Raw genomic sequence first — 27000 nt, forward strand, 5'->3', positions numbered from 1 at the left:
AGCAAAAAGCCTGCTTTAAAAGCAGGCTTTTCAAATTTGGCTCCTCTGACTGGACTCGAACCAGTGACATACGGATTAACAGTCCGCCGTTCTACCGACTGAACTACAGAGGAATCGTGTGAACGGGGCGCATATTATCGACCTGCGTTCACCTTGTCAAAGGGTGGATCGCCGCCTTTCGATCGTTTGCTGACAAAATCGGCAAAGTGATGTTTTTGGCAGCGGAATGCACCGTCATGGTGCGGGTATACCCCTAATGGGGCAGATCATAAACTGCTGTTTCGGTAATTAAATCCCCCTCTGTAATTAGGATTCCTTATTTTCAGACGCTTAGCGAACAATTCAGACCGCCTGGTAAAAGTGGCATTCATATTGCAAAACCTGTTCAACAACGACAGCCGGTTCCGGCACAGCATTTCGAACAGGGGGCAAAATGAACTTAAGACGACTGAAATACTTCGTAAAAATCGTCGATATCGGCAGCCTGACTCAAGCGGCAGAAGTGCTGCATATCGCGCAGCCTGCGCTGAGCCAGCAGGTGGCTACTCTGGAAGGCGAGATGGATCAGCAATTGTTGATCCGCACCAAACGCGGCGTCACGCCAACGGAAGCCGGTAAGATCCTGTATACCCATGCGCGCACCATTCTTCGCCAGTGTGAACAGGCACAGCTGGCGGTGAATAACGTGGGCCAGACCCTGAGCGGGCACGTTTCTATCGGTCTGGCGCCGGGAACGGCCGCGTCCTCTATTACCATGCCGCTACTGCAGGCCGTTCGCGCTGAGCTGCCTGAAGTGCTGGTATACCTGCATGAAAACAGCGGTTCCGTACTGAATGACAAACTGCTCAGCGGCCAGCTGGATATGGCGGTCCTTTACGATCGCTCCCCGGTCGCCGGCATCACCAGCCAGCCGCTGCTGAAAGAAGATCTCTACCTCGTGGGCACCCGCGACTGCCCGGGCCAGAGCGTCGACCTTGCCGCCGTGGCAGAGATGAACCTCTATCTGCCGCGCGACTACAGCGCCGTGCGCGTACGCGTGGATGAAGCGTTCTCCCTGCGCCGTCTGACGGCCAAAATCATCGGCGAAATCGACTCGATCTCCACGCTGACCGCAGCCATTGCCAGCGGCATGGGGGTGACCGTTCTGCCGGAATCCGCAGCCCGCTCGCTGTGCAGTGCGGCAAACGGCTGGATGGCGCGGATCACCACGCCTTCGATGAGCCTGCCGCTGTCGCTGAACATGTCTGCACGCGGTTCGCTGTCGCCACAGGCGCAGGCGGTAAAAGAGATTTTGATGTCGCTGGTCAGCAAGCCATCGCTTGAGAACCGTGAACTCCAGCTCGTGAGCTGATATTCCATAAAAGAATAAGATGCTGGTTTTTATTATTTGTTCTGCAGCTCGGCTGACTCTAACAATAGAGCTATGTCAGATGCGCCGGAGTGAATCGTGAATTTCCAGCAACTTAAAATTATCCGTGAGGCGGCCAGGCGGGACTACAACCTGACCGAGGTCGCCAATATGCTTTATACCTCTCAGTCCGGCGTCAGCCGCCATATCCGCGAGCTGGAAGAGGAACTGGGCATAGAGATCTTTATCCGTCGCGGCAAGCGGCTGCTCGGCATGACGGAGCCGGGTAAGGCTTTGCTCACCATTGCAGAGCGGATCCTCAACGAGGCCAGCAACGTGCGTCGTCTGGCGGATCTCTTCACCAATGACGCCTCGGGCGTGCTCACCATTGCCACCACCCACACCCAGGCGCGCTACAGCCTGCCGCCGGTGATTAAAGCGTTCCGCGAACTTTTCCCTGACGTCCGTCTGGAGCTCATCCAGGGCACGCCGCAGGAAATTGAAGTGCTGCTGCAAAACGGTGGGGCGGATATCGGCATTGCCAGCGAACGCCTGAGCAACGACCCGCTGCTGGTGGCTTTCCCCTGGTTCCGCTGGTACCACAGCTTATTACTTCCGGTCGATCATCCGCTGAATCAGGTCTCTCCCCTGACGCTGGAAGACGTTGCCAAATGGCCGTTGATCACATACCGCCAGGGCATAACCGGACGTTCGCGCATAGACGAGGCCTTCAACCGCAAAGGGCTAACGCCGGACGTGGTGCTGAGCGCGCAGGATTCTGATGTGATTAAAACCTACGTCGAGCTGGGTCTGGGCATTGGCCTGGTGGCGGAACAGTCCAGCGGAGAACGCGAGGACGGGAACCTGGTGCGTCTTGATACGCGTCATTTGTTTGATGCCAATACCGTATGGCTTGGCCTGAAGCGCGGGCAGCTGCAGCGCAACTATGTGTGGCGCTTTATCGAGCTGTGCAATGCCGGGCTGTCGGTGGATGAGATTAAACGCCAGGTGATGGAGCCGGAAGAAGTAGCGATTGATTATCAGATTTAAGTGTTGGTTTGCCCGGTGGCGAGTGCTTACCGGGCTCATCACTTAGCTGAAAGGGTATTTTCTGAAGACCGCCTGTGATTCGAATGATTCGGCAAACGCCTGAATCTCTCTAAAATCCGCTGCGTTAACGACGTGCGGGATCATCGACTGAATAAACGTCCAGACCACAGTGCTCGTGACGGCAACCTGATCGGGAGTTGCAGTCGCCGGACGCGTCTCCAGTAAGGCATTCCATTCCCTGCAGGCCGCCAGCAGCTGAATTGTAATGCGCTCGACCCATAAGGCGTGCTGTTTTTCCGCCGGACGCTGGTTGTGCTCATACACATTTTGCACCGCTTTTTCAGCGGCGGCGAGGATAAAGCCCAGCGCCTGAAGATCCTTTGCCAGCGCATCCGGCGCGACGGGCAGGAGTTTCCGCTCGGGGGCAGCCTGAGCCTCAAAATAGTTCAGTATCAGCGAGGAGTCCATCAGCCGTATTCCGTTATCCAGAACCAGCGTCGGGGCTTTTACCGCGGGGTTGATCCGGGAGAACGCGTCGAAGGTGCTAAAGACTGACAGCGGCTGGCTTTCAAACTCAACGCCATAAAGCTCAAGGGAGATCGCCACGCGCCGTACATAAGGTGAATCCATCATGCCAACAAGCTTAATCATCGTTCCCGTTTTCCTGTCTCTGTGAAATAACGCGTCATTGAAGAGGATGACCAGACATTACAATACAATTTGCATGGCGAATATCTTCAGTATCTTACCGTAAAGGTTAGTATTACTGACATATGGTCAGGTTGCCGCTGTATATCCAGCGCAGATAAGGAAGTGCTTTCATGTCGGATTTTCCACCCATTGCCAGTTTGCGAAGCTTTGAAGCCGTCGCCCGTCTCGGCAGCGTGACGCTGGCGGCGAAAGAACTCCACGTTACCCATTCCGCTATCAGTCAGCAGATCAAAACGCTGGAGGAGATGGTGGGCGTAAAGCTGTTTATCCGTCAGGGGCGAGGAGTGCAGATCAACGAAGAAGGGCGGCTCTATGCCTTACAGGTACGCGAGGCGTTGAACCATATTGCGGATGCCACCCGGCTCGTACAGGTGAAGCCGAGAAAGCAGGAGCTGACGCTGGCGATGGTGCCGTCATTTGGATGCCACTGGTTATTACCGCGTCTGGCTCGTTTTCGGGCGAAATATCCGCTTATTACCCTGCGGATCAAGGCCAGCCTGACGGTCACCAGCCTGCTGCAGGAAGGGATAGACATCGCGATACGGATGGGGCAGGGGAACTGGGAAGGGAGTGAAAGCCATTACCTTTTTTCCGATGAGCTTATTGTGGTGGCCGCACCGGGCTTTAACGGGGGCGTGCTGCCCGCTACGCCAGCGGAGATTGCAAAGAGTCATATTATTTTCTCTATGGAGTCGTGGAAAACGTGGTGCATGAATGCGGGTCTTGAGAAAGAGATCGTGCCTGACGGTTTATGCATTAACGACTCCAATATCATTATCGAAGCCGTTCGACTCGGGAAAGGTATCGCGCTGGAGCGCCGCTCTCTGGTTCAGGATGCCATCACCCGAGGTGAACTGGTCCAGCTAACCTCCATCACCGCACCTTATCCCTGGCCTTACTGGTTGGTAACGGCGCAGTCAACGGAGGCGAAGCCGGAGGTGACACTCTTTAAGGCATGGCTGGAGGAGGAAGTGGCGGCCTGGCGGCGAGCGGTGAGTGCTGTGGAAAGTAACCAACCCTAATGAGCGAATCAGGGGCTGGGAGGGAGTGACTTATTATTGGAATTAGGGACATGCTTCTGCATCAATTCAACGATCCAATCAATAAAAACGCGCAGTCTGGCGTTGACATGGCGGTTAGGCGGAAATGCCAGGTACAGGGGCATTGGCTTAATCCGCCATGGTTCAAATAGCGGAATCAAGGAGCCACAGGCCTGATGTGCTTCCGCCATATAGACGGGTAGCGCAATCACGCCTAACCCGGCTAATCCAGCTTCGAGGTAAGCATTGCCATCATCCACGGCAAGTACATAGTTGCCCGTGATTTCAATATGTTCATTCTCACCGTGCAGTACCAGAGGATCAATCTTACCGGTGCGTGAGGACAAGAATCCCACTATGCGATGGTCGGTGTTTTCCAGCTCTCGCGGATGCGCAGGGGTGCCGAGGCGTTCCACATAGCTCGGTGCGACGTAAACACCGATTTGCAAATCGCCGACATGGCGTGCGATCAGGGACTGGTCGTTGATTTCGCCACCGCGCAGGACGCAATCCACATTGTCGCCGATCAGATCCACCACCCGGTCGCTCACGCCCATGTCGAACTGGATATCAGGGTAGCGTGCATGAAAAGCCGGTAGCGCGGGCACCAGAACAAAGCGGGCAAGAGGAGTGGGCACATCTATCCGCAGGCGTCCCCTGGGGGTCATCGTCGCACTGGAGAGGCTGTTTTCAGCATCCTCCATGTCCGCCAGCAGACGGATTACGCGCTCGTAGTAGACCGCGCCATCAGGAGTCACACCGAGCCTGCGGGTAGTGCGATGGAGCAGCCTGACGCGCAGGCGTGCTTCCAGCTGCTGAATAAGCTGCGTCACCGTGGTTTTGCTCATATGAAGCGTCTGGGCAGCCTTTGTGAAACTGCCTGCCTCCACCACGCGAGCAAAGGCGCGCATCGCATCGAAACGATCCATCCCTTGTCCTCTCTTTTCACCAATTGTTTGGATATTACAAACAATGATGGACAAAGTCGCTTGTTTATCCGTCCGATGTGGCACCTGTAAAGTGCCTTTATATTCACCGGGCAGATTTCGCCCTATTGCAAAGGTACAAACATGACAACACGCGAAGCCGTTTTTCCCTTCGGACGCCAGGCGCTCTATGAGCGCAATCGGTATTCACCCGCCATTAAATCTAACGGCTTCCTGTTTGTTTCGGGGCAGGTGGGTAGCCGGGAGGATGGTTCGCCTGAAGAGGATCTCAACGCGCAGGTCCGGCTGGCATTCGATAACCTTAATGCTGTTCTGACGGCTGCGGGCTGCACGTTCAGTGACGTGGTTGACGTGACCCTCTTTGTCGTCGATCCCGAGTCAAACCTCGACGCTATCTGGAGTATCCTGCCAGAATATTGGGGGGAAGCGCCTTACCCTACGTTGACGGGGATCGGCGTGACGTGGCTGTACGGATTCCAGTTTGAGATTAAGGTGATTGCCCGGCTGCCCACGAGTCATGATAAGACAGAGGTAAATCGATGAAAGCAGCGGTTTATGATGTGGAAGGCGCTCCCGGCGTCCTGCGATATATCGATGTCCCGGATCCGGTCGCAGGGCCTGACGACGTCCTGATTTCTGTCGAGGCTATCTCGATTGAAGGGGGAGATTTGATCAACCGCCGCTCAACTCCGCCGCCTGGCCCTTCATGGGTCGTCGGCTACGCGGCCGCGGGCACAGTGGTTGCTGTCGGATCGAAAGTCCGTAGCCGTAAGGTTGGAGACAGAGTGGCTGCTTTTAGCATGCAGGGATCGCATGCGGAACGTTGGGCTGTGCCGGCGGAACGTACCTAGCTTATACCGGATGGGGTGGATGCAGCAGACGCGGCGGTGGTACCGATCTCTTTTGGAACCGCGCATCATTGCCTTTTCACACGAGGGATGCTCCGGCATGGAGAAACCGTCCTGATTCAGGCAGCGGCGGGGGGCGTGGGGCTCGCGGCCGTTCAGCTTGCCTCACAAGCAGGCGCGACGGTCATCGCCGTGGCAAGCGGAACGCAGCGAATAAACCGGCTGCTGGAACTTGGCGCCGATCACGTTGTGGATCGTGCAAAGAATAACGTTGTGGACAGTGTCCGACAGTTCACCCATGGCACCGGTGTTAACCTCGCCATCGATCCGGTAGGGACGACGTTGCCAGCTTCGCTTTCTGCACTCGCTCCGGAAGGACGTCTCGTCTTCGTCGGTAATGCGGGCGGCGGTAGCCTGACCGTCGACCTGTGGCCGCCAATGCAGTCTAACCAGACGCTCATGGGGGTATTTATGGGGCCTCTTTTTGAAAGGCCTGGCGTTCGGACAAGCGTGGACGACATGTTGCAGGCTGTGGCTGCAGGGCACATCAGGGTTGTCATTGACCGTGTCTTCCCCCTGGCTAACGCCGCCGCGGCCCATGAATACGCTGAGACAGCGAAACCGCTTGGTCGTATCGTTATGAGGCCATGAACGGGGGACCTCATCATGACTTCGTAATTCTTTTGATGTGGAGGAGAAAAATAAAAAAGCCTGCTTCAAAAGCAGGCTTTTCAAATTTGTCTCATCAGACTGGGAGCATTCAATGAGTCTGTTATTCCAGCCGCAACCTCTCCCTAAGCTCCCTCACCAGCGATGCATCATCCAGCTCTGCACTGATCTCATGACGAATCGCATTAGTGAACTGTTTACTGCGCTCGCAGCTATGGTGATAACCATGAGATAGCCAGTTCCAACTCCCGAGAACAATGTAGCGGCCATCGATCATCATTACCTTTTCATGTGTCCCTTCCGTCAACCGGATAATATTCTCTTTTCCTAGTTGTTCGCGGTACTCGGCAACCAGAGTCTCATCATTATCTTCCGCACGATCCATGCACTGGTGATAGTAGCCGTAATAAACTTTAACCCTGACACCACGCCGCTGCGTGGCTACCAACTGCGCCAGCTCCGGCCTCTGATAATTCTTACCTCCTCGACGGATCCACGGAGCGATGATAACCAGCTCCTGTTCACACTGGCTGGCCAGAGCGCTAAATGCGGCAATATGTTCGCAGTCGCGATAATAACGCTGTAGACGGGGAGTCTGGCTTAGACTGGCAAAATTCGGATGCTGGCTACCCTGTTCAAGCAGGAAGCTTTCGGCAACGCTATCTGCAAGGACTTTCAGGTATCCACCTGCTTGCCGCAATCGATGATGGTTACCTACGACGATAAATTGCTGCTTTGCGCGTGAAACCACGACATTCAGCATGTTTGGTGCGTCGTTTTGAAAATTCGGATTATCAAGAGGATGAAAAATAACCGGACTATAAATGATGACCTCAAAGCCTACGCCCTGAAACTGATGCACTGTACCAATGCAGTTTTTCTGCCAGTGATTCATTCGTTGCGCAAGACGTTTAATCAACAATGACTTCTGATTGCTATAGGGAGTGACGATACCAACATCGGCAGTCAGATCGTAACCAGCTTCTTCCAGCTTATCCAGCAATAGCTCGATAGCATCAACTTCATCCAGATTAGTGTTAACCATATCGCCTTTCTGGCCTTCTACGCTGTAGAACATCAAATGATGCCCGCCTGATTTCTCAAACGCGCTGGCAATACGGCTGGAAGGGGGGGCAGTTTCCACGCTGACGCCATGGTAGTTCGCCAGTCGGATGAAAAGGTCGGCAATAGGTTGCTGGCACCGGCGATGCTCATCGAGAATGATGCCATTACCCGTATCGTCTACCTTGCCGGAAAGCGTACCAGCAGCACGGTGCCAGCCCGTGACGCTTGCAGGTGAAACACGCTCATACAACGTATTGTTGCTGGCGAAATGACGCTCACGCAACTGTGTTTGCATGTTTTCTGACAGGTTTCTAATGGGTTCAATTTGCAGAGGATCGCCAACAATCATCGCTTTCTCACTGCGACTCAAAAGGGGCACAAGGGATTCAAGCGAAATCATGCCCGCTTCGTCGCACAGTGCCAGGTGCCATGGTTTATGCCCCTTGAGTTCATCGAGCTTACGATAACCAGCAACCTTCCACGCGGAAACCAGCGTGGTCGCCATTACCGGATATACAAGAGACAGTGCGCGATAGAAATCATCTAGCTTATCCAGCCAGCGATAGTAGCCCGCACTGCGACGCTTACTCATCAGGGCCCGCCAGTGAGTAAGCACCTCTTCAAGCTCAATTTTCCGTTTCAGTTGTTCCTGCCAGAGATAACCGATAGCGGCTTCGAACATTTCCCGGTGTTGCCTGATAAAGCGTTTACGCAAAATGTCGCACCAGTTACCTTCCGGATAACGCTGTTGATACTGTACCGTTAGCTGTTGCGCCCGGATGACCTGACGCCATTGTGCCTGCAATTCTTCTACTTCAGTATTAAGAGTCAGCAGGTCAACTTCCTGTTGAGCTTCGGGTTCCGCATGCAGGAGCAGCGCCAGTAGCGCCAGGCTATCTACCTGCTGTGAAAGCATTTCCCCAGCATCAGCCAGAGCAGCCAGCTGACGATGGGGAAGGGAAGAAAGCCTGAATTTGAGAAAGTCCTCCGGTGCAGCCAGGCTCATCTGTTGCAACCTTGCTGGATATTTCCTCTCGAAAAAACGAGCCAGATAACGCTTTATCCCTTTACGCGGATAGTCGCGGTAATGCAGCTCCAGGGCTGGGCGTAGCGGTGAATCCATCCAGCTAAGTATCTGCTCCAGACTATGCTGCTGCGGCCATGTCGCCTGCAACGTCTGGTAAATTCTGCTGGCCTGTAGACGCTGCGTTTTTATCTCCCTAATTTCCTGCAGGCGCTGTTCTAACTGACAGGCTAAGGTATCCAGGTCGTCGGGGTGATGAAGCGAAACATCAATTCCGAGTACCTGTGCATGAGCGGCGAGCGAGGGAATTTTTTCCATGAAACGAGCTGGTAGCTCTTTTGCTAGTTGGGTGTCCAGACCACAATCCACAACAGATTGTATCGCTACTGCCTTTTCATTCAGATACGCCCGGTAACAAGCGTTCATCTCGTCACGATGCTTGAGTAAAACCGCTAAAAAATCGTGCTGCTGCTGTTGGTCATAGCTTTCCTGTCGCCAACGACCAATCAGTTTCTCAAGCCGGGTAAGCTCATGCTGAACCTGTTCGTTCGAGCCGCTATGAAACCATAACCAGTCTAGATCCTCAGTTGCAGGGTCACTGCGCAGATCGTCAATGATATTCTCCACCGCTTTTATTGCCGTGGACGTGACCAGCATGCCGAAATTCTGGTCCTTTCCATCAGCAATCGCCAGTGCTCTGGCAACCAGTCGTTGTGCGATGAGTGACTTGAATAGCGTGGTTTTACCCGTACCAGGCGCACCTTGTACAGCAACCAGGCGCTCATCCTGATTAATCGCCTGTATTGCCGCCATCTGCCCATGGCCCAGAGGATATTGTGTTTCAAACAAACCGCCAGTCACCACTTCGTGAATATGTGGGGCCTTCTCGTCACTATGGATATAGCTGAGATACTGCTCCAGTAACGGGAAATCACCAACTGCGTTATTACACAGCCAGGTGAAATCTTCCGCATCACGCTTGAGGTTGTAATCCTCATTATGCAGCGGAGCCACCAGGGCATTAAACGCAGTTTCCAGCCCCTGATATTTACTGTTTGATTGTTGAGTGCCCCATTTCTGAAGAGCCTTAAACGCCTCAAGGAACGTGTCATATTTACATCCCGTGAGCGCGCTAACGATACTCATCATATGACGGTTTTCACCGAGCTCATCCAGTTGAATACCAAACATTTCGCGAAAAGCGAAGGGGAATGCGCTAACAAGTTGTCCATCTTTGACGGGAACTAGCAGAGTGTTTTCGTTCTGTTCAAAAAATGATTTGGGGAGGGGGAAAGAGAACAGCGGAAGGTATTTTACATTGGCCTTACCTCGCTCGTTTTCGATACAGCGCAGTACCGGAAAAAGCAGGTTAACAGGCTCAATATGGGTAATTCTACCCTTTTCGTCATATTCGACGAAACGCTGGCGCCAGTAGTTGCGCATTTCAGGCGTAACACGGAGTATTACCCCGCTCTGGTTTTCTTCACAGTTATTTATACCGAGCATGAGTTGTTGGTGCTCATGCACCTTGCTGGCCGGTATTTTACTCTTTTCTGCGCCACTGAATTTCACATAATCATGCCACGCAGAAAGGATATCCTTAGACGAGTGTTGCATCATGCTAAAAGAACCTTAACCTGAGTATCTCCCTGAAATTAATGGTTAGAGAATAACACAGAGGCAGATATTTTAACCCTACCAAAGGGGGCATCTTCGTATGGAAATACAATATGAGTAACAGCGGCTAATATGTTTTCCAGTTTTACTGAGAGGAATTAGCGTTCAAACAACTGGAACGCATTCTTATGGTGCTGCAAATGAAGGGTCTGCCTAACGAGAGGCTATCTTGAGCTAGCGTGGGAATAATGAAAAGCAAAAAGCCTGCTTTAAAAGCAGGCTTTTCAAATTTGGCTCCTCTGACTGGACTCGAACCAGTGACATACGGATTAACAGTCCGCCGTTCTACCGACTGAACTACAGAGGAATCGTGTGAACGAGGCGCATAGTAGCGACCTCGGTACGCCTTGTCAAAGGGTGAAAACGCACTTTTCGTTCGTTTGCCGACAATTTCAGCAAATTGCTGATTTTATGGCAAATTCGCGTTGAAATTACACAACAAAATGCGCCGCCCGCAGGCGGCGCGCAGGATCAGAACAGAACGGAGTAGTTCAGACCAAAGGTACGTCCGCGGCCTTTGTAGGTATACAGACCCGGTGCACCGTAGGTTGGGCTATACAGCCCCGGTGCGCGCTGGCCCCAGGCGGTGGTGTAGTCTTTGTCCAGCAGGTTTTCCACGCTGAAGCTGACTTTACCCACCGGCAGGGCGTAGCTGCCCAGGAAGTCGACCGTGTTATAGCCATCGATCTTCTTGCCGTCGGAGTCTGACACGTCAAAGGTCTGCGTGCTCTGCACGCGCAGGGTCCAGTCGCCCGGCGCCCAGTTGACCCACGCGCTGGCTTTCGACGGGCTGGCGCTGTCGACCGTCAGCTTCTCCCATTTCCCGTTTTCGCGGGTTTCAGACTTAATGGCGTTAAAGTTTGCGCCCGTGCTCCAGTCGCTGTCGGTGAAGAAATAGTCCACCTGACCTTCCACCCCGTAGATACGACGCTTGTCGTCTTCCAGGTTGATGGTCATGTCCGTCTTGTTGATGGTGATGGTTTTATCCGAGAGCGAGTAATACGCCGCAACCTGCGTGCGCAGGTTATCCCCGGTGTAGCGCCAGCCCAGCTCATAAGCGTTGACCTTGATACCGTCCAGCTTCGAGTCGTTCACGTTGACGCTGTTCAGCAGGCGATAGTGACCGTTGCTGAGCTGATAGGTGCCAGAGCCGTAGTACTTCGCCAGGTCCGGAATTTCGAAGCCCTGGGAGAAGTTAAACCATACCTGCTGCTGTTCGGTCAGGCGACCAAGGATCCCGGCGTTAAACAGGAAGTTGTTGTAATCGGTTTTCCCACCCGGCACCGCGTCGGCGGAGGTGGCTTTCCCGGTGGCGATGGCCTGCTGCTGGGTGTAACCGACAAAGTCGTCCACCTTGTTCTCGGTGTACTGGTAGCGCACGCCGCCGCTCAGGGTGATGGCGTCAATATCGTAGCTGGCCTGCAGGAACGGGGCGAGGTTGGTGATGCTGTAGCCCGGGTAGCGGCCCACGTTGTAGGCGTTATCCAGCTCCATGCCGCCGCTCGCTGCAGCTTTGCTCAGGTTAAAGAACTGCTGGTTGGCGTCGAAGGTTTCGTGGTCGGCATCCATACCCCAGGTCAGCGTTAAATCGTCCACCGGCTTGCTGTTTAGCGTCAGCTTGCCGCCGTAGAAATCTGTTTTCTGCTGCGACGCGCCGATGCTGCTCACCACGCCTTTGGTCAGGGTCGGGAACGGATAGTAGGTCAGGCTCTCGTCGCGATAGTAAATCTGCGCGACCAGATCTTGGCCCCAGAAGTTGGTGTTGGAGTACTGCAGGTTAATAAGATGGCGCTCGGTACCCGGCACGCGGTCAGAATCGAGGTTACCTTTGTTGTAGGCGGTCGCATCCCCCGTTACCGCCGAGAAGTTCTTCCCGAGATACAGCCCATGCTTGCCGTCGGACTCGCTCTTGTAGTACTGGGTCGTCAGCTGCAGCTGCTGGTGATCGTCAATATTGATGGTGCCTGTTCCCATCACATCGATACGGTCGGAATACTGGAGGCCGGTCTGGGTGTTATCAATGATTACCTCGTCGCCGTTGCCGTCATACCAGCCGCCGTAGCGCTGATACGACACCGACAGACGACCGGAAGCGTTGTCGTTGCCGCCGCTGACCGCTGCCGACACGTTCTCATCGTGGTCGTTGTGGCTGTTAAATCCGCTCTTTGTCCCGGTCTGGAACTCAACTTCGGTTTCCGGCTGGCCTTTTTTGGTTACGATGTTCACCAGGCCGCCGGTGCTGCCGCCGCCGTAAAGTGAGGTGGCACCGGAGATGACTTCGATACGGTCAATGTTGAACGGATCGATAGAGTCGAGCTGGCGGCTGTCGCTGCGGGACGAGTTCAGGCGCACGCCGTCCACCATCACCATCATGGAGCGGCCGCGCAGGTTCATACCGTAGTTGGTACGTCCCTGGCTGCTGACGTCCATGCCCGGGATCAGCTGCGCCAGCACTTCTTTAATCTCTTTCCCGCCCTGAACCTGTTGCTCAATTTCAGCCCGCTCAATGACCCAGGTGGTCTGCGCCATCTCCGCCACGCTGCGGTGCGCGCGGCTGGCGGAGACAACGATATTTTCTTCCTTTTGTTCTTCCGCCCACGCAGAGGTAGAAAGCATTGCAAGCAAACAAGGATTTAAAACCCAAAGATGAGAACGTTTCATTGTTATATTGACCCTGATTGTGTGTGTCAGTACTCGGTGGTTTTTGCTAATGATTTAAAAACCTGACTGTTCTCCGGGCTGGTGGTGCTTCGCCAGTGGATAACGCCAGGAGTGGTGGCCAGCTCAAACGGCTCGTCGGCGTGCGCGCGATTCAGAATTCGCGCCGCGCGCCAGGCCATCAGGCTGAGCTGGGGTTCGGCAATGCCGAGACGGTGCATCCCGGCATTCACGGCGAACAGGCGGTTGCTCTGCGGACCGTCCCATTCGAGAGTGAAATCGTTGTTGATGCAGAAGGCTTCGTCCGTATCCAGATGCAGGCGGTGTGACAGCGGCGCCAGGAACGCAGGCTGCACGGCGCGGTAGCCGGTGGCGAAGATCGTCACGTCGCTCTCCAGCTGCTCGCGACCGCCGTCGAGGCGATGCTGAATGCTCAGAAGATGCCCGTTTTCCTGGCGCGTCAGGGACGTCACCGAGCGGGACGGCAGGAGATGCGCCCAGGGTTTTTCACGCAGCACTTCGAAGCGGTGATACATGGCGCGGTAAATCGCCAGCAGGGACTCGGTGGTGATACCGTCGGAGGTCATCTTCTGCTCGTGCAGCATCTGACGACGGGCCTCTTCATCCAGCGTGGAGAAGCTGTCCACGTACTCCGGCGTGAAATACTCGTTAGCAAAGGCGGCTTCATCCAGCGCGTTGTAGTTGTTGCGGCGCGAGACCCAGTTCAGGCTCAGCGGCTGGCCCCATTCACCGCGGAAGATATTCAGGAACAGGTCGGCGCCGCTCTGGCCGCCGCCGACGACGGTGACGCGCTTGCCCGTAAGATCCGGCGTGCGCAGCATCATCTCGCTGGCGTGGAAGCAGGTATCGTCCTGCGTCGTGACGCAGTCGGGCAGGTTGACCTGCTTACCGATCCCTACGCAGACGTGCCGCGCCAGGAAGCGGTCGCGCTGGGTCACCACCTCAAACAGGCCGTTTTTCTCATCAAAGCTCACCTGCTGCACCTGCTGGCTAAAGGACAGGTTAGTGAGGTTGTCCGCCGCCCAGCACAGGTAATCGGCAAACTCTTCCCGCGAAACGGTGCGCTGCTCGGTGGTCAGGAAGCGATAGAATTTTTTGCGCTGCACCAGGTAGTTCAGGAAGCTGTGGCGGTTGGTCGGCTCCACGGCGCTGACCAGATCCTTCAGGAAGCTGGTCTGCATGTGGCAGTCCGGCACCATCATGCCGGGGTGCCAGGAGAAGTGCGGTTTACGCTCAAGAAACAGCGAGCTAAAGCCGTCCAGCCCTTCCGCCAGCGCGGCTATGCTGAGGTTAAACGGGCCGATACCAATGCCGATGAAATCATAGGTTTTCATTGCGCTGACTCCCGGGAGGCCAGAAAAAGAGGGTTATCAAGGTCGGTGACGTAGTTCGGCAGCATGCGGCTGCCGCCGTCGTGTTCGGAGAAGGTCAGTTTGACCGGGTTGAGGATCACGCGAATAATATGCGGCTTAAACAGGTCGAACTTCGCGAAGCGATCGGCAAGCTCGGGGTGCGCGGCCATATAGCGGTGCAGCACTCCGGCGAGGATCTGATAGAAACGCGTTTCGCTGACGCCGCTTTGCAGCGTGAGGCGTGAGATAAAACGCAGCACCGTCACAAAGTTACCGGTTTGCAGGTCGTGAATAATGTAATCCGCGCTCAGGCGCGCCGTGACGGCCTTCACCTGCTCCGGCAGGCTCTGGGCCTGCGGGAAATCTTCATCCACCAGGCGCATATCGCCCTGGAAATCTTTCAGCAGAATGCGCTGCGGAATAGAGTCCTTCATCACCAGCGTCACGTTCTGGCCGTGGGCGATCAGCGCCACGCCGTAGCGGCAGAGCAGGTGATAGAACGGGATCACCGATGCCTCAAACAGCTTTTCCAGCCACGCTTCGGCGCTTAAGCCCGAGCGTTTAATCCACGCGTCGATCAGCGGGCGCCCGGCGTTGTCGGTTTCCATCAGCGCCGCCATCAGCACCGCCTGTTCACCGTCTTCTAAATAACAGGACGGGTTCTCGCGCCAGATCACCCCCAGCATCTCCTGATAGCGGTAGGGCGCTTTCGGCAGCGCCGCATAGCCGGGATGCGACAGATATCCGGCGGCGGGTTCGCCAAGCACCTGTGCGCCAGAGCGGGCAAGCGTGGCGTCGGTGGCGAACTGCTGCTGCAGCCAGCGCGAGGCCAGCGGTCCGGCGGCAATGTACTTGCCCGGAATACCGCGATAGCAGGATGTGTTGTAGATGGTCAGCGGGAGCTTGATGTCAAACGGCGCGCGACGGCTGGCGTTGGTGAGCGTGCGCAGAGACTGCTGCGCCAGGTACTCATCGCCAAACTCGCCCAGCTCAACCATCTCACCGCGCGCCAGCTGCGCCAGGAAATGAATGGCGATCTTCTGCTGCCACTGCCACGGGTGCAGCGGCACGGGCAGCCAGCCGTCGTCAAGACCCAGCGCCTGCCAGAGGGCGTCAAAGCGGGCGCACTCGGCCTCGTCCATGGCGCTAGCCAGCAGGGTGCTGATATCGCAATCGCCGTCGCTGCTCCAGACCAGATGCTCCCGCTGAACGGCAACCCAGTGCAGACGAAAACGTCCGCGATACTCAGGCGCGTACTGACGCAGCGCGTCCAGACCCCAGCCGCGGCGGCCTTTGTTGAAAATAAACTTCGGGTGACCGCGCATCAGGCACTGTAATTCGTCCGGGTCGAGATGGATCAGCGCGTCCGCGTCCAGCGCGTCACGCGCCTGCAGCAGCTGTATGTCGCCGCGCAGCGTGGCGTAGAGATCTTCCATGTGCTCTGCCGTTTGCGCGTCGCTCATCTCCAGCACCGCAGCCAGCTGCAGCAGCGCGCTTTCCGCTTCGATGGCATCGCCGCTGGCGGTGGTCAGGCTGTCCGGGTCGATATGCAGCCAGCCCCAGATCCCGCGCGCGGCGCGAAACTGCCAGGACTCGTTGCCCATGGTGATGCGCCAGCCGTCCGACGAAACCGGCTCGGCGCGCAGGGTGCGTTCATACTCCAGCTCGGCGAGGATCTTCGCCACCATCTCACGGTTCACTTTTTCCCAGAGCGCGTTCACAGGCCCACCTCGCTGAAGAAGCGGTGACGCTGGCTCATAATGAGGCGCGAGCGTTTATGCGGGAAGTCGAACTCTTTCACCGTGTCGAAACCGGCAGAGTCCAGATGGCGGAACAGGCGCTGGTTGTCGAAGCGTGGCTCGGCAACAATCCGTGTGGTGCGCGGTTCATCCAGATACAGATAGTGGCTCAGACCGCGCAGCCAGCTGCGGATATACTGCGCACCGCGCCAGTTCTCTTCGCCCACCAGCATGTGTAGGCCGCGGTCAAACGGCTGCCAGCGGTAGTGGCGGCCAATGCGGTCTTCCGCCGCCCAGTAGAGTTCAAAATAGCCGAACGGCTGGTCGTCGAAGCAGCCGATAACCGGGTAACAGTAGGTCGAGTCAAGCTGACGACGCAGGTAGCTTTCCTGCTCGGCCTGCGGACCCGCCATCTCCCAGAAGGCGTTTACGCGCGGGTTGTTCATCCAGCGGGTAAAACGTTCGCCGTCCAGCGCCACGTCGGCGACGCGGAAGCTGAGGGTGCGCTTAATTTGCGGATCGTAACGGCGGTACACTTCGCCCTGCGGACGGCGAGGGCGCAGCGGGAAGTACAGCTGACGGCTCTCGTTATACTGCATCCCGCCGCTGGCCTGCGGACGTTCGCCTTTCAGCCACAGCGGCAGCTGCCAGAAGGTTTCACGCGCCAGATAATCCCCGCTTGCCAGACGAAACAGCGCCTGCGCCTGGGGTTCATCCTGCCAGGTCGCCCAGGGTAACGTAATGCCGGTCAGCGCGGGGGCGGCCACAAACAGCTGATCCAGGGCTTCCACCAGCCAGCCGTCCGGGAACCCCTTCAGACGCTCCAGCACCGCGCTGCCGTCGAGACCCAACGCCAGCGGCAGGGTGCTATCCGTTGCGGTGCAGTGAAAGCCGTAGCCGGAATGGACGATATTCGCGATAGCCATCACGCCTTCTCCTTGTAGAACGGGTTGCTAAAGTCGAAATAGATCACCGCCGGATCGGCGATGGTGTTTTCATTGCGATCGTGCAGGTAGCAGAAGAAGTTGCCTTTGCAGTTCCAGATCGGGCTGTCGAGCACGTAGTCGAGGCAGCGGGTCTGCGCTACCGTCTTGCGCAGTTCGGCCAGCGCGTCGCGCACCCGGGACATCAGGCTCTCCTCGCTGTCAAAGCCGGCGGCAGCAAGGGCGGCGGTAACGGCAAGGGTAGAATTCAGCAGCAGGTAATAAGGGAAGTAGCGCAGCAGCTGGCTCTCACCGAAGCGGTTTTCCACCTCAGTTTCACCCGCCTCTTTCAGCCACGCGTCGGCGCCTTCGGTCCACGCGCTGCCCTGGCAGTCGCGATAGATCAGCCCGACCGGGAAATCCTGCTGCATCTCAACGAGGATATTTTGCTGGTGCGCCAGCAGGACCAGACCGTAGTCCGCCTCGGCGCTGAACAGCGGAAGCAATACGCGGTTGCAGTAGGCGTCCAGCCAGCAGCGGGCGGCCTGGGCGAGCGGTAAATCAAGACGCTGACTCAGACGGCGCACTGCCGCGGCGAGCAGGCTGTCACCGCCGTCCGGCGCGGCCTGCGTCAGGCTCACCAGCACGTTGGTCTGGGTGTCTGGCGTATCGAACAGCAGATTAACGCGCAGGGCCATCAGGCTCTCTTCCTGAACGACGCCGCTGTCATCGCGCAGTCCCGCCCAGCCGTCTTCCTGCATCACGCGCATGGTCGGGTAGCGCGCCTGCAAATCTTGCCAGCGTTCCGTTTTCGCAAGGCGCGCCAGGCGCATGCCTCGCTTCACCTCTTTCACCGACAGCGTGCGCACGGAGTTCGTCAGGCGCACGCTGAGGGAGAACTTAATCATGTCGCTGTTGGTCTCGCTGTACAGCGAGCGGGAGGAGCTGGTGGGCAGCCACTGTGCGCCCGCCTCACCCAGGTCCTGCAGTGAACCGTCTTCCGCCAGACGCTGGCACCACTCCTGCTCCAGCAGATAGTCGGCCTGCCACGGATGCATCGGCAGCAGCCAGCGGGTGTCCGTGAAGTGGCCGAGCAGCTCAGGCGCGCTCTGGGCCGCGAAGCGCAGCAGACGCTCACGCAGGGAGACGTTCAGGCTGTCGCCGGCAACGAGCGTGCTCTCAACGGCAAACCAGCGCAGCGGGAAGCGGGAGGCGAAATCGGGCAGATAGCGACGCGCCTCGGTTTCGTTGAACGGCTCGTGCGACTTCGGTGCCGGGTGAAACGCATGGCCGACCAGCAGCGCCTGTTCCGCTTCGGCAAACGTCAGCGGCTTATCGCGCAGGGTTGCCCAGCCGTGGCGCAGATCGATCGCCTGCCAGGTGTGCACATGGCTTTCGAGAACGCGCTGCTTAAAACGCGCCAGCGTATTGGCATCCAGCGAGCCTTTTACGGACGGTTTTTCAAGAATTAAATCAACCAGTTGACCGAATGTGACGGCGTCACCGTTATCACTGTTGTTCTGAATAAGCGTTGCCGGGAAACGGTACTGATGATGCTGGGTGGGAGAGAAATAGCGTACCGGCACCCGAAGCGCCTGGGTTTGGGAAAGCGGGATATGGATCTCAGATAGCGCATCCGCATCGGTAGCGGGGAGATAGCGCCAGTCCTTCGTTTCGCGCAACAGGGCGTTTAAAAAACACTGGGCTGCAACGTCTGTACCGGCGGCGCGGAGCAGAGCACGCATAGATGTACCTCATTCCATGATTGATAATGATTCTCGTTATGATATTCATTCTGTTTACAGTCGCAACCATTTTTGCAATATTTGTTTTCATAAACTTCATAATTTCCACACATTTATTAACACTATGTTCACATTCTCATGCGCACTGACTCTGAAATATTGACCGAAAACGTCACCTCAAAAGCTAACTGGCCCCTGGCGCTATCTGCGGGTTTACTGGGCATCGGTCAAAACGGCCTGCTGGTGATGCTCCCGCAGCTGGTCACCCAGACCGGGCTGTCGCTCTCGGTCTGGGCCGGACTGTTGATGTTTGGATCCATGCTCTTTTTACCGGCATCGCCCTGGTGGGGACGCCAGAGCGAGCGGCGGGGGTGTAAGGCCGTCATGGTGGCCTCACTGAGCGGCTATCTGGCCAGTTTTGCCGTGATGGCGCTGGTGGTCTGGGCGATGGCGGCCGGAAGGCTGGATACGGTCTGGGGGCTGGCGGGGCTTATATTCTCGCGCCTGCTCTACGGACTAACGGTCTCGGGGCTGGTGCCTGCGGCCCAGACGTGGGCGATTCAGCGTGCAGGGCTGGAGAAAAGAATGGCGGCGCTGGCGACGATAAGCTCCGGCCTCAGCTGCGGGCGTTTGCTCGGCCCACCGCTGGCGGCGCTGATGCTCAGCGTTAATCCGGTGGCGCCGCTCTGGCTGATGGCGGTTGCGCCGCTTATCGCTCTGCTGCTGGTGCTTCGCGAAGTCGCGGACCCGCCGCTGCCGCCGGTAGCCCACCAGGCAACCCGCCTGCAGGCCTCCATGCTGCCGTTCCTGCTGCTGGCGCTGCTGCTGGCGGCGCTGGTGAGCCTGATGCAGATTGGCCTGTCACCGCATCTTAGCCCGTTGCTGGACGGTAACGCCCGGGAGATCAGCCATCATGTCGCGCTCCTGCTGAGCCTGGCCGCGCTGGCCACGCTCGCGGCACAGTTTCTGGTGGTCCGCCCGCAGCATTTCAGCCCGGTGACGTTGCTCTGTATCGCGGCGGTGCTGATGGTGGCCGGGCTTGGGCTGATGTCTGTCTCCGGTTTAGCGTTGTTCTACGTAGGGATTGTTATCACGTCACTCGGGGCGGCGATGGCCACGCCGGGCTACCAGCTTCTGCTGAACGATCGGCTGACGACGGGGAAAGGCGCGGGCGTCATCGCCACCAGCCACACGTTAGGCTACGGCGTCAGCGCGCTGCTGGTGCCTGTGGTGACGCGTTTTTACGGGGAGCAGTCTTTAACGGTGGCCGCATGGGGAATGGCGGTGCTGTTTTTAGCCCTGAGCATAGGGGTACGGTCAACCGAGCGGACCCCTGTTGAAAAAGCTTAATGAACCTGGCGGGAGGAATGCCCGCCAGACGCCTCATTCTGCCGCAGGCGCTGGAGCGGATCCTGCTGATAAAACTGGCAGAAACGTTGCCACAGGGCCGGGAAACGGGGTGCGAAAAGCTCTGGTGCGCTGAAGAAATACTCGGAGAGCACCGCAAAGCACTCAGCGGGGTCGGTTGCCGCATAGGCGTCAATGCTGGCCGCGCTCTCGCCCACAAGGTCTATTTCATCCTGAATGTTATCCATCGCCGCGTGGAGGTCGTGCTCCCATCCCGCGACCTCGCGAAGCGGGATCAGCGGAACGCCGCTGGCGCGATCGCCGTTGCGGGTATCCAGCTTGTGCGCCACCTCATGGATAATCAGATTAAAACCGGAGGCGTCGAACGAGTCCTGAATATCGAGCCAGTTGAGGATTATCGGCCCTTGCTGCCAGCTTTGTCCGGACTGCACCACGCGCTGGTTATGCACCAGCCCGATGTCGTCCTGCCATTCGTCATCCACCACGAACGGCGCGGGATAGATAAGCACTTCGTGGAAACCGTCCAGCCACTCAATGCCGAGTGCAAGCACCGGCAGACAGAACAGCAGGGCGATGCGGGCGTTTTTCAGAGGATCGAGTTCAAACCCCTGCAGTGGCACCAGGCGTTTTTGCTGCAAAAAACGATCCGCCAGTTGAACCAGTTTCGATTGTTCATCCGGGTTTAGATTAGCCAGAACAGGGATCGTCAGCGCGTCATCCCATGGCAGCGCCACATCCCGGCCAGCCTCATTCGTTTTCCAGGGCCACTTTATCATCGCTTTGCTCGCAAACTCGTCACTTGAACAAAAATGGGAAAGTCAGGTTCGGTTAAGATGCCAGAAAATCGCTCACTGCGACAAATCCAGCCTGAATAAACTATCATTTCGTACGTAGCGGTGGGTAGCGGTTTGCGGGCATCACCTTCATTTTGTGAAGTCTGTCGTGGCCTTTATCCGCAGGTGGGGTGAATTAATCAGTGCGGTATTGAAAAGATGAGCGATTTCAAAGGTAACAAGCAGGACCTGCCCAGTCGACTGTGTGTGCACTGCCAGCGGCCCATGACGTGGCGCAAGAAATGGGCGAAATGCTGGAATGAGGTTAAATACTGTTCTGAGCGTTGCCGCAGGAGCCACCGTTGACCGAGCTGCGTCTGATCCTGGGCGATCAGCTTAATCCGCATCACAGCTGGTTTGATACCTCCAGTCCGAACATCATTTACGTGATGCTGGAACTCCGGGCCGAAACCGCCTATGTGCTTCATCACGCCCAGAAAGTTATCGCTATCTTCGCCGCCATGCGCGCGTTTGCCTCTGCATTAAAGGAGAAGGGGCATCGGGTGAGGTATGTCCGACTTTCTGACAGCTCAAACCGCGGCGCGCTGGAAGACAATCTCAACGCGCTTGTCGCGCATTACGGCGCTGGCAGAGTGACATGGCAGGAGCCCGACGAATGGCGTCTTGATACGCAGCTGCAGGCGTGGGCGAAAACGGTCTCCGTTGAAACGGCCTGCGTCAGCAGCGAGCATTTTTTCACCACTCGGGAACAGGTTAGCGCGTTCTTTGCGTCACGCAAAAGCTGGCGAATGGAGTACTTTTACCGGGAAATGCGTCGTCAGCACGGCGTACTGCTGACCTCAGCAGGCGAGCCGGAAGGGGGGAAATGGAATTTCGATGCTGAAAACCGCAAGCGCTGGTCCGGCGAGCCTCCCGCGCCGGTGGACGCGCGTCCCTGCCACGATCGTTCCGCCTTATGGGCTGAGATCCAACGCTGCGGCGTAAAGACCTTCGGCGAACCGCAGGCCGACAATTTTCGCTGGCCGCTCAACCGTGCGGAAGCCAAAGCCAGGCTGGATGATTTTATCACGCACGTGCTCCCGCAGTTTGGAAACTGGCAGGACGCGATGCACGCGGAGAAACCTTTTCTTTTCCACTCGTTAATTTCATTTGCGCTGAACGCTAAAATGCTGAATCCGCGGGAAGTGGTCGCGGCCGCCCAGCAGGCGTGGCGTTCGGGCCACGCGCCGCTGCCTGCCGTAGAAGGGTTTATCCGACAAATTCTCGGCTGGCGGGAGTATGTGCGCGGGATCTACTGGTCGCAGATGCCGGGCTATCGGGAGCTTAATGCCTTAGATCAGCATGCCCCGCTGCCGGACTGGTTCTGGACGGGCAAGACGCAGATGCGCTGCCTGGCGCATGCCGTTGGGCAGTCGCTCACCGAGGCTTACGCCCACCATATCCAGCGCCTGATGGTCATTGGCAACTTTAGCCTGCTCAGCGGCCTGTCGCCGCAGGCGGTCCATGAATGGTATCTGGGAGTCTATATTGATGCCTTTGAATGGGTGGAGCTGCCCAACACCCTCGGCATGAGCCAGTTTGGCGATGGCGGGTTACTCGCGAGTAAACCCTACGTCTCGAGCGCGTCATATATTCATAAGATGAGTAATTACTGTCAGGGGTGCCGGTATCAACACAACCAGCGTACCGGAGAGCAGGCCTGCCCCTTCAATGCCCTTTACTGGGACTTCTTTGCGCGCAATAAGGCGCGTCTCGGTAACAATCCCCGCCTGGGCATTGTCTTTAAACAGCTAGCGGACATGACGGAAGAGGATCGGCAGTCCATTGCAGACCGCGCCGGGTACGTCCGCCTGCATCTCAACGACCTCTGAGCGGTATTTCAACGCCTGGGCGGTTGCGGCAGGTCAATAAGACGCTATTATTTTTGACTTTGTTGCGTATTCCCTGACAGGACATCCAGACGCTATGCCCGTGAATTTTGACCTTAACGATCTTTATGCTTTCAGAGCGTTAGTGGAATACGGTAACTTCCGTGTCGCCGCTGAATCTATCTGTTTATCCCAGTCGGCGCTGAGCCGCAGGATTGAAAAGCTGGAAGCCGCGCTGGGAAACAGGCTGTTCGATCGCACCACCCGCCGCGTGGCGCTGACGCTCTACGGACAAAACTTTGCCGAGCGCTCCGCGCAGCTGCTCGACAGCGTTGAGTCAATGCTCGCGGATGTCGATAAGGCCAGCGAAGAGCGGACGGGGCTGATCTCGGTTGCCACGGTCCCTTCCGCGGCCTGTTACTTTATGCCTGACGTGATCCGGCGTTTTCAGTCTCGCTATCCGCGTGTTCGCATTAAGCTCATCGACAGCAGCGCGGGCAATGTGATTGACGCCGTGGCCCGCAGCCAGGCGGATTTTGGTATCTGCTTTGCAGGAAACCTGCCGTCTGAAATCGAATTTTTCCCGCTGGTGGAGGATGTCTACGTCGCGGCGTGCCGAAAGGATCACCCCGTGGCGCAGAAGAGTCACCTGACGTGGAAGACGTTTTACCAGCAGGATTATATCTCCCTCGATAAAACGTCAGGCAACCGCAATCTGCTCGATCGGATGCTGGGGGATATAGTTCCCGAGCGGCCCAGCGTCTGCGAAACACGTCACGTTACCACGATGCTCGGTATGGTTGAGGCGGGGATCGGCATCGCTGCCGTCCCTGCCATGTCAATGCCGACCTCAGAGCACACGCTGTTGACGCATCTGCCGCTGATGGCGCCGGAAGTGAAACGCACCGTGGGGCTTATCCGGCGCCGGGGGCGCATCCAGTCTTACATTGCGGCTGAACTGGAAAAGCAGATCACCGAGCAGTATCGCCGGACGTAACGGGGATCATCCCCGTCTCCGTGATGACGGCCCTTGAGGGCGGTGAGGCAAGATAGGTCAACAGCGCTTTCCCCTCCTCGGGATGTTCTGCATGGCGGGTAACCGCGCCCGCGAAGCGCGTGATGTATTGCAGACTATCAGGGATTTTGCCGACAAAGGTGACGCCCTGAACCGGCAGCAGTTCGCTGACCTGCTGGAAGCCCACGGCGTATTTTCCTTTCGCCACTTCTGAGGCGACCGGAATACGCTCGACCTTTGTCGCTTTACCCGCCACCTCTTTTTCTATTCCCAACTTTTTGAATAATGCCTGGCTGACGTACCTGCCGCTGGCGCTGTCAGAGTAGGCGATGGAGCTGGCCTGCAGCAGCGTTTCACGCAGTTTCGCGTCGCTGCTGATATCCGGTACTTTCGCTCCTTTTTTTACCACCATGCCAACGGGAGAATCCGCGAGTTCCGTTCGCGAACCCGGCTGGGTCTGGCTGGCTTTTTCGAGCTTCTCCAGCGCATCGCCCACCATAATCACCACGTCGGCCTTCTCGCCGCGCGCCAGTCGCTTTGGGATCGCCTGCGGCGTATTGCCCATTGAGGGGCCGGGGATGATCACAATTTTATCCCCGGTCCGGTGTTCATATTCCGGGGCCAGCTTTTCAAGGGCGGCTTTAAAACCGCCTGAGATCATCACCTTCACGTCCTGGGCAAAGGCATTGACGCTCAGGAACGTCAGCGCCAGCGCGCTGGCGGTATAGCGATAAGTGCGTTTCATACTGCCCCCTCTGACTTGACGGTGTTTTGCAGCGATACCGCGCGGCGGCGGTAGAGGTAGAGCGTTGCCAGCAGGGCACATACCGCAGCGAAGCTCATCCAGTAGCCCGGCGAGGCTTTGTCACCGGTGTATTCAATCAGCGCGGTGGACATGACCGGGGTAAAGCCGCCAAAGACCGCCGTTGCCAGGCTGTAAGCCAGCGAGAAGCCCGCCACGCGCACTTCAGCCGGCATAATTTCCGTCAGAGCCGGGATCATTGCGCCGTTATAGAGGCCGTAGAGGAAGGAGAGCCACAGCAGCACGCTCAGCATCATCGAGAAGCTGGGCGCGCTCGCCAGCAGCGTCAGGGCCGGGTAGCTGGTCGCCAGCGCCAGCAGGGTCATGGCAATCAGCACCGGCTTGCGCCCGAAACGGTCCGACAGGGCACCGCCCACCGGCAGCCAGATGAAGTTAGAGATCGCCACCAGCAGCGTGACCAGCAGGCTGTCCGAGGCGCTCAGCATCAGCACCTTTTTGCCAAAGGTGGGTGCGTAGACGGTGATCAGATAGAACGCGGTGGTGGTCATCGCCACCATCAGCATGCCCGCGACCACCACTTGCCAGTTCGCGAGCAGCGTTTTAAAGACCTGGCGCATCTCCAGGTGATGGCGGCGCGCGCTGAACTCTTCCGTCTCCTCCAGCTTGCGGCGCAGGAAAAAGATAAACGGCACGATTAAACAGCCGAACAGGAACGGGATGCGCCAGCCCCATTCGCGGATGGCGCTCTCTTCTAGCACCGCGTTCAGCGCAAAGCCCATTGCGGCGGCGACCATAATGGCGACCTGCTGGCTACCGGACTGCCAGCTGGTGTAAAACCCCTTGCGGCCCGGCGTGGCGATTTCGGCCAGATAGACCGACACGCCCCCAAGCTCCGCGCCGGCGGAAAAGCCCTGCAGCAGACGCCCCGTCAGCACCAGCAGCGGCGCCCACAGGCCGATGCTTTGATAAGACGGAATAAGCACAATCAGGAATGTCCCCGCCGCCATGATGGACAGCGTGACGATCAGCCCCTTTCTGCGCCCCACTTTGTCGATATACGCGCCAAGCACGATTGCACCGATTGGACGCATTAAAAAGCCCGCGCCGAAGACGGCGAAGGTCATCATCAGCGACGCAAATTCACTGCTCGCCGGGAAGAACGTGTGGGCGATGTAGGTGGCATAGAAGCCGAACAGAAAGAAATCGAACTGCTCAAGAAAGTTGCCGGACGTCACGCGAAGTATCGCGCCCGCCTTCGAACGTACGGTTGCAGGTGAGGTTGAGGAAAACATGGTTATCTCCAGTTTATTGTTGACGTTTTACGCGTCTGTTTCTGAAAACTGGATCAGGAAGGGAAAATTAATAAGCGCAAATTGTACATAAGCTGATGCGTGACATGCATCAATGTTAAGTGGTGCAACTGGATAGTTTTTATTTACAATAACTTAACATCTGTTTAATTAACCGGTTACTGCAGGAGGGCTGCATTTTACTCTTACGGTTATGTGACATTGCGCATAGGGCCCCGGGCGGCTTGAACAGACGAGACCTGCACCGCATGGATTTTTTTCTCCGGCCAGTAAAACCCCTGAGCAAGATCGGCACCCGCCAGCGATGCCGTTCTGACGTCATTCTGACTCTCAACTCCTTCTGCAAGGACCACCGTTCCGAAACGCCGTGCTTCAGCAATCAGTTGTGCTAAACCCGCGCAATCGTTGCGATATTGCTGGAAAGCAGCGCAGTCGAGTTTCACCCCATCAAACACCAGCCCGCTATCGGCAAGCGTACTGTCATAGTCGCTGAGATAATCATCGAGCCAGACCTCCATACCGGCATGCTGAAGCCGCCGGAGATTCTCATCCAGTAATGCGAGCCTGGAGGCGTCAAGACGGGCGATTGCCATTGGGTCCTGAAGTTCAATGACCCCCGGTAAAGGGTCTTGCAGAAGCGCCGCGGCTCCCTCTTCGCTGGCGAGAATGGTCGTGGTGAGGTTAACAAAGAGCTTTACAGGGATTCTTTGTCTTGCAAGGGTGTTGAGCTGCCACTTTCTCAACTGCAGAAGCTGGGCGGAAGAGCACTGTTCAAACCACTCTGCAATATTGACCTCAGCGGGAGGCTCAGACAGTACCTCATATCCATGAAGTTGGCCGGTAGTGAGTGTCATTATGGGTTGCAGTCGAATTGTAAAACGTTTCATGACGAGGCTGGTGTGTGATTTTATTGGTGGTTAATTCTATATCTCGCTCTCCATTTAATGGGATTAAACTTTGCAATCGGCGTAAAAATAGTTTTTTGTGCTGGTTTTGGGGCTTTTATCGGCTCGCTTAATGTTTTTCTGCGAGTGTTTATACCCTGTTCATCATATGTAGTTTTTT

22 protein-coding genes and 2 tRNA genes are annotated in these 27000 nt (G+C 56.8%); 10 read left to right on the plus strand and 14 right to left on the minus strand.

Going from position 1 to position 27000, the window contains the following annotated elements:
* Window positions 1-37: 37 nt before the first annotated feature.
* Window positions 38-113: transfer RNA gene (locus AC0TOY_RS09400), tRNA-Asn, on the minus strand.
* 320 nt (window positions 114-433) lie between these two features.
* On the opposite strand from AC0TOY_RS09400, the gene nac reads away from it, so the two are divergent.
* Window positions 434-1351 (plus strand): nitrogen assimilation transcriptional regulator NAC, encoded by a 918-nt coding sequence (gene nac, locus AC0TOY_RS09405; protein WP_024908060.1) that lies wholly within the window; start codon window positions 434-436, stop codon window positions 1349-1351.
* Window positions 1352-1447: 96 nt separating this feature from the next.
* Window positions 1448-2398, plus strand: coding sequence for an HTH-type transcriptional regulator Cbl (gene cbl, locus AC0TOY_RS09410; RefSeq protein ID WP_023336219.1), 951 nt, complete (start codon window positions 1448-1450; stop codon window positions 2396-2398).
* A gap of 42 nt (window positions 2399-2440) precedes the next feature.
* Here cbl and AC0TOY_RS09415 read toward each other — a convergent pair whose 3' ends face one another.
* Entirely contained in the window at window positions 2441-3049 is a 609-nt protein-coding gene (locus AC0TOY_RS09415; RefSeq protein ID WP_081112030.1) for a glutathione S-transferase family protein, read from the minus strand.
* 170 nt (window positions 3050-3219) lie between these two features.
* Here AC0TOY_RS09415 and gcvA point away from each other — a divergent pair, with 170 nt between their 5' ends.
* The gene (gcvA, locus tag AC0TOY_RS09420; protein WP_473721758.1) at window positions 3220-4131 is read left to right on the plus strand and encodes a transcriptional regulator GcvA; all 912 of its coding nucleotides are present in this window, start codon (window positions 3220-3222) and stop codon (window positions 4129-4131) included.
* An 8-nt stretch (window positions 4132-4139) separates the two neighbouring features.
* Here the strand turns inward: gcvA and AC0TOY_RS09425 are convergent, their stop codons facing one another.
* The gene (locus tag AC0TOY_RS09425; RefSeq protein WP_473721759.1) at window positions 4140-5078 is read right to left on the minus strand and encodes a LysR family transcriptional regulator; all 939 of its coding nucleotides are present in this window, start codon (window positions 5076-5078) and stop codon (window positions 4140-4142) included.
* A gap of 141 nt (window positions 5079-5219) precedes the next feature.
* Here AC0TOY_RS09425 and AC0TOY_RS09430 point away from each other — a divergent pair, with 141 nt between their 5' ends.
* The 3 genes from AC0TOY_RS09430 (at window position 5220) to AC0TOY_RS09440 (ending at window position 6595) form a co-directional block, all read left to right on the plus strand.
* Window positions 5220-5639 carry a RidA family protein gene (locus AC0TOY_RS09430; protein WP_248272591.1) on the plus strand — a complete coding sequence of 140 codons (420 nt, stop codon included), beginning with the start codon at window positions 5220-5222 and terminating at the stop codon, window positions 5637-5639.
* The gene (locus AC0TOY_RS09435) at window positions 5636-5947 is read left to right on the plus strand and encodes an alcohol dehydrogenase catalytic domain-containing protein (RefSeq protein ID WP_473721760.1); all 312 of its coding nucleotides are present in this window, start codon (window positions 5636-5638) and stop codon (window positions 5945-5947) included. The genes AC0TOY_RS09430 and AC0TOY_RS09435 overlap by 4 nt, the downstream gene beginning before the upstream one ends.
* Window positions 5948-6034: 87 nt before the next feature.
* Window positions 6035-6595, plus strand: coding sequence for a quinone oxidoreductase family protein (locus tag AC0TOY_RS09440; protein ID WP_473721761.1), 561 nt, complete (start codon window positions 6035-6037; stop codon window positions 6593-6595).
* Between the two features lie 121 nt (window positions 6596-6716).
* Here the strand turns inward: AC0TOY_RS09440 and AC0TOY_RS09445 are convergent, their stop codons facing one another.
* From AC0TOY_RS09445 to AC0TOY_RS09475, 7 genes are all read right to left on the minus strand, one after another.
* Window positions 6717-10322, minus strand: coding sequence for an AAA domain-containing protein (locus tag AC0TOY_RS09445; RefSeq protein ID WP_473721762.1), 3606 nt, complete (start codon window positions 10320-10322; stop codon window positions 6717-6719).
* Window positions 10323-10610: 288 nt separating this feature from the next.
* Window positions 10611-10686, minus strand: a tRNA-Asn gene (locus AC0TOY_RS09450).
* 164 nt (window positions 10687-10850) lie between these two features.
* Window positions 10851-13040 carry a TonB-dependent siderophore receptor gene (locus AC0TOY_RS09455; protein ID WP_473721763.1) on the minus strand — a complete coding sequence of 730 codons (2190 nt, stop codon included), beginning with the start codon at window positions 13038-13040 and terminating at the stop codon, window positions 10851-10853.
* 26 nt (window positions 13041-13066) lie between these two features.
* Window positions 13067-14392 (minus strand): lysine N(6)-hydroxylase/L-ornithine N(5)-oxygenase family protein, encoded by a 1326-nt coding sequence (locus AC0TOY_RS09460; protein WP_473721764.1) that lies wholly within the window; start codon window positions 14390-14392, stop codon window positions 13067-13069.
* Complete coding sequence (gene iucC, locus AC0TOY_RS09465; protein ID WP_473721765.1) at window positions 14389-16131, minus strand: aerobactin synthase IucC; 1743 nt, start codon at window positions 16129-16131, stop codon at window positions 14389-14391. The genes AC0TOY_RS09460 and iucC overlap by 4 nt, the downstream gene beginning before the upstream one ends.
* On the minus strand, window positions 16128-17075 hold the full coding sequence (locus AC0TOY_RS09470) for a GNAT family N-acetyltransferase (RefSeq protein ID WP_473721766.1): 948 nt from the start codon (window positions 17073-17075) through the stop codon (window positions 16128-16130). Before AC0TOY_RS09470 ends, iucC begins: the two co-directional genes overlap by 4 nt.
* Window positions 17075-18817: an IucA/IucC family protein gene (locus AC0TOY_RS09475; protein ID WP_148768696.1), complete on the minus strand. Its 1743-nt coding sequence runs from the start codon at window positions 18815-18817 to the stop codon at window positions 17075-17077. Before AC0TOY_RS09475 ends, AC0TOY_RS09470 begins: the two co-directional genes overlap by 1 nt.
* Before the next feature lie 138 nt (window positions 18818-18955).
* Between AC0TOY_RS09475 and AC0TOY_RS09480 the strand changes: the two genes are divergently transcribed.
* Window positions 18956-20167 (plus strand): MFS transporter, encoded by a 1212-nt coding sequence (locus tag AC0TOY_RS09480; RefSeq protein ID WP_473721767.1) that lies wholly within the window; start codon window positions 18956-18958, stop codon window positions 20165-20167.
* On the opposite strand, the gene mtfA is transcribed toward AC0TOY_RS09480, so the two are convergent.
* A complete protein-coding gene (gene mtfA, locus AC0TOY_RS09485; RefSeq protein ID WP_048029376.1) occupies window positions 20164-20961 on the minus strand; it encodes a DgsA anti-repressor MtfA in 798 nt (265 codons plus the stop codon). The two genes, AC0TOY_RS09480 and mtfA, sit on opposite strands and share 4 nt — an antisense overlap.
* A 216-nt stretch (window positions 20962-21177) precedes the next feature.
* Between mtfA and AC0TOY_RS09490 the strand changes: the two genes are divergently transcribed.
* From AC0TOY_RS09490 to psrA, 3 genes are all read left to right on the plus strand, one after another.
* Window positions 21178-21324 carry a DUF2256 domain-containing protein gene (locus AC0TOY_RS09490; RefSeq protein ID WP_071530926.1) on the plus strand — a complete coding sequence of 49 codons (147 nt, stop codon included), beginning with the start codon at window positions 21178-21180 and terminating at the stop codon, window positions 21322-21324.
* On the plus strand, window positions 21321-22850 hold the full coding sequence (locus AC0TOY_RS09495; protein ID WP_148769014.1) for a cryptochrome/photolyase family protein: 1530 nt from the start codon (window positions 21321-21323) through the stop codon (window positions 22848-22850). The genes AC0TOY_RS09490 and AC0TOY_RS09495 overlap by 4 nt, the downstream gene beginning before the upstream one ends.
* Window positions 22851-22944: 94 nt before the next feature.
* Window positions 22945-23844, plus strand: coding sequence for an L-proline-binding transcription factor PsrA (gene psrA, locus AC0TOY_RS09500; RefSeq protein ID WP_473721768.1), 900 nt, complete (start codon window positions 22945-22947; stop codon window positions 23842-23844).
* On the opposite strand, the gene AC0TOY_RS09505 is transcribed toward psrA, so the two are convergent.
* The 3 genes from AC0TOY_RS09505 to AC0TOY_RS09515 all read right to left on the minus strand — a co-directional run bounded on the left by AC0TOY_RS09505 (window position 23819) and on the right by AC0TOY_RS09515 (window position 26822).
* Window positions 23819-24607, minus strand: coding sequence for a substrate-binding domain-containing protein (locus tag AC0TOY_RS09505; protein WP_473721769.1), 789 nt, complete (start codon window positions 24605-24607; stop codon window positions 23819-23821). The genes psrA and AC0TOY_RS09505 overlap by 26 nt on opposite strands.
* Window positions 24604-25917: a tricarballylate/proton symporter TcuC gene (gene tcuC, locus AC0TOY_RS09510; protein WP_473721770.1), complete on the minus strand. Its 1314-nt coding sequence runs from the start codon at window positions 25915-25917 to the stop codon at window positions 24604-24606. The genes AC0TOY_RS09505 and tcuC overlap by 4 nt, the downstream gene beginning before the upstream one ends.
* A 209-nt stretch (window positions 25918-26126) precedes the next feature.
* Window positions 26127-26822 carry an EAL domain-containing protein gene (locus tag AC0TOY_RS09515; protein WP_148769011.1) on the minus strand — a complete coding sequence of 232 codons (696 nt, stop codon included), beginning with the start codon at window positions 26820-26822 and terminating at the stop codon, window positions 26127-26129.
* Window positions 26823-27000 lie beyond the last annotated feature (178 nt).

The organism is Enterobacter sp. PL_is379, from assembly GCF_055817355.1.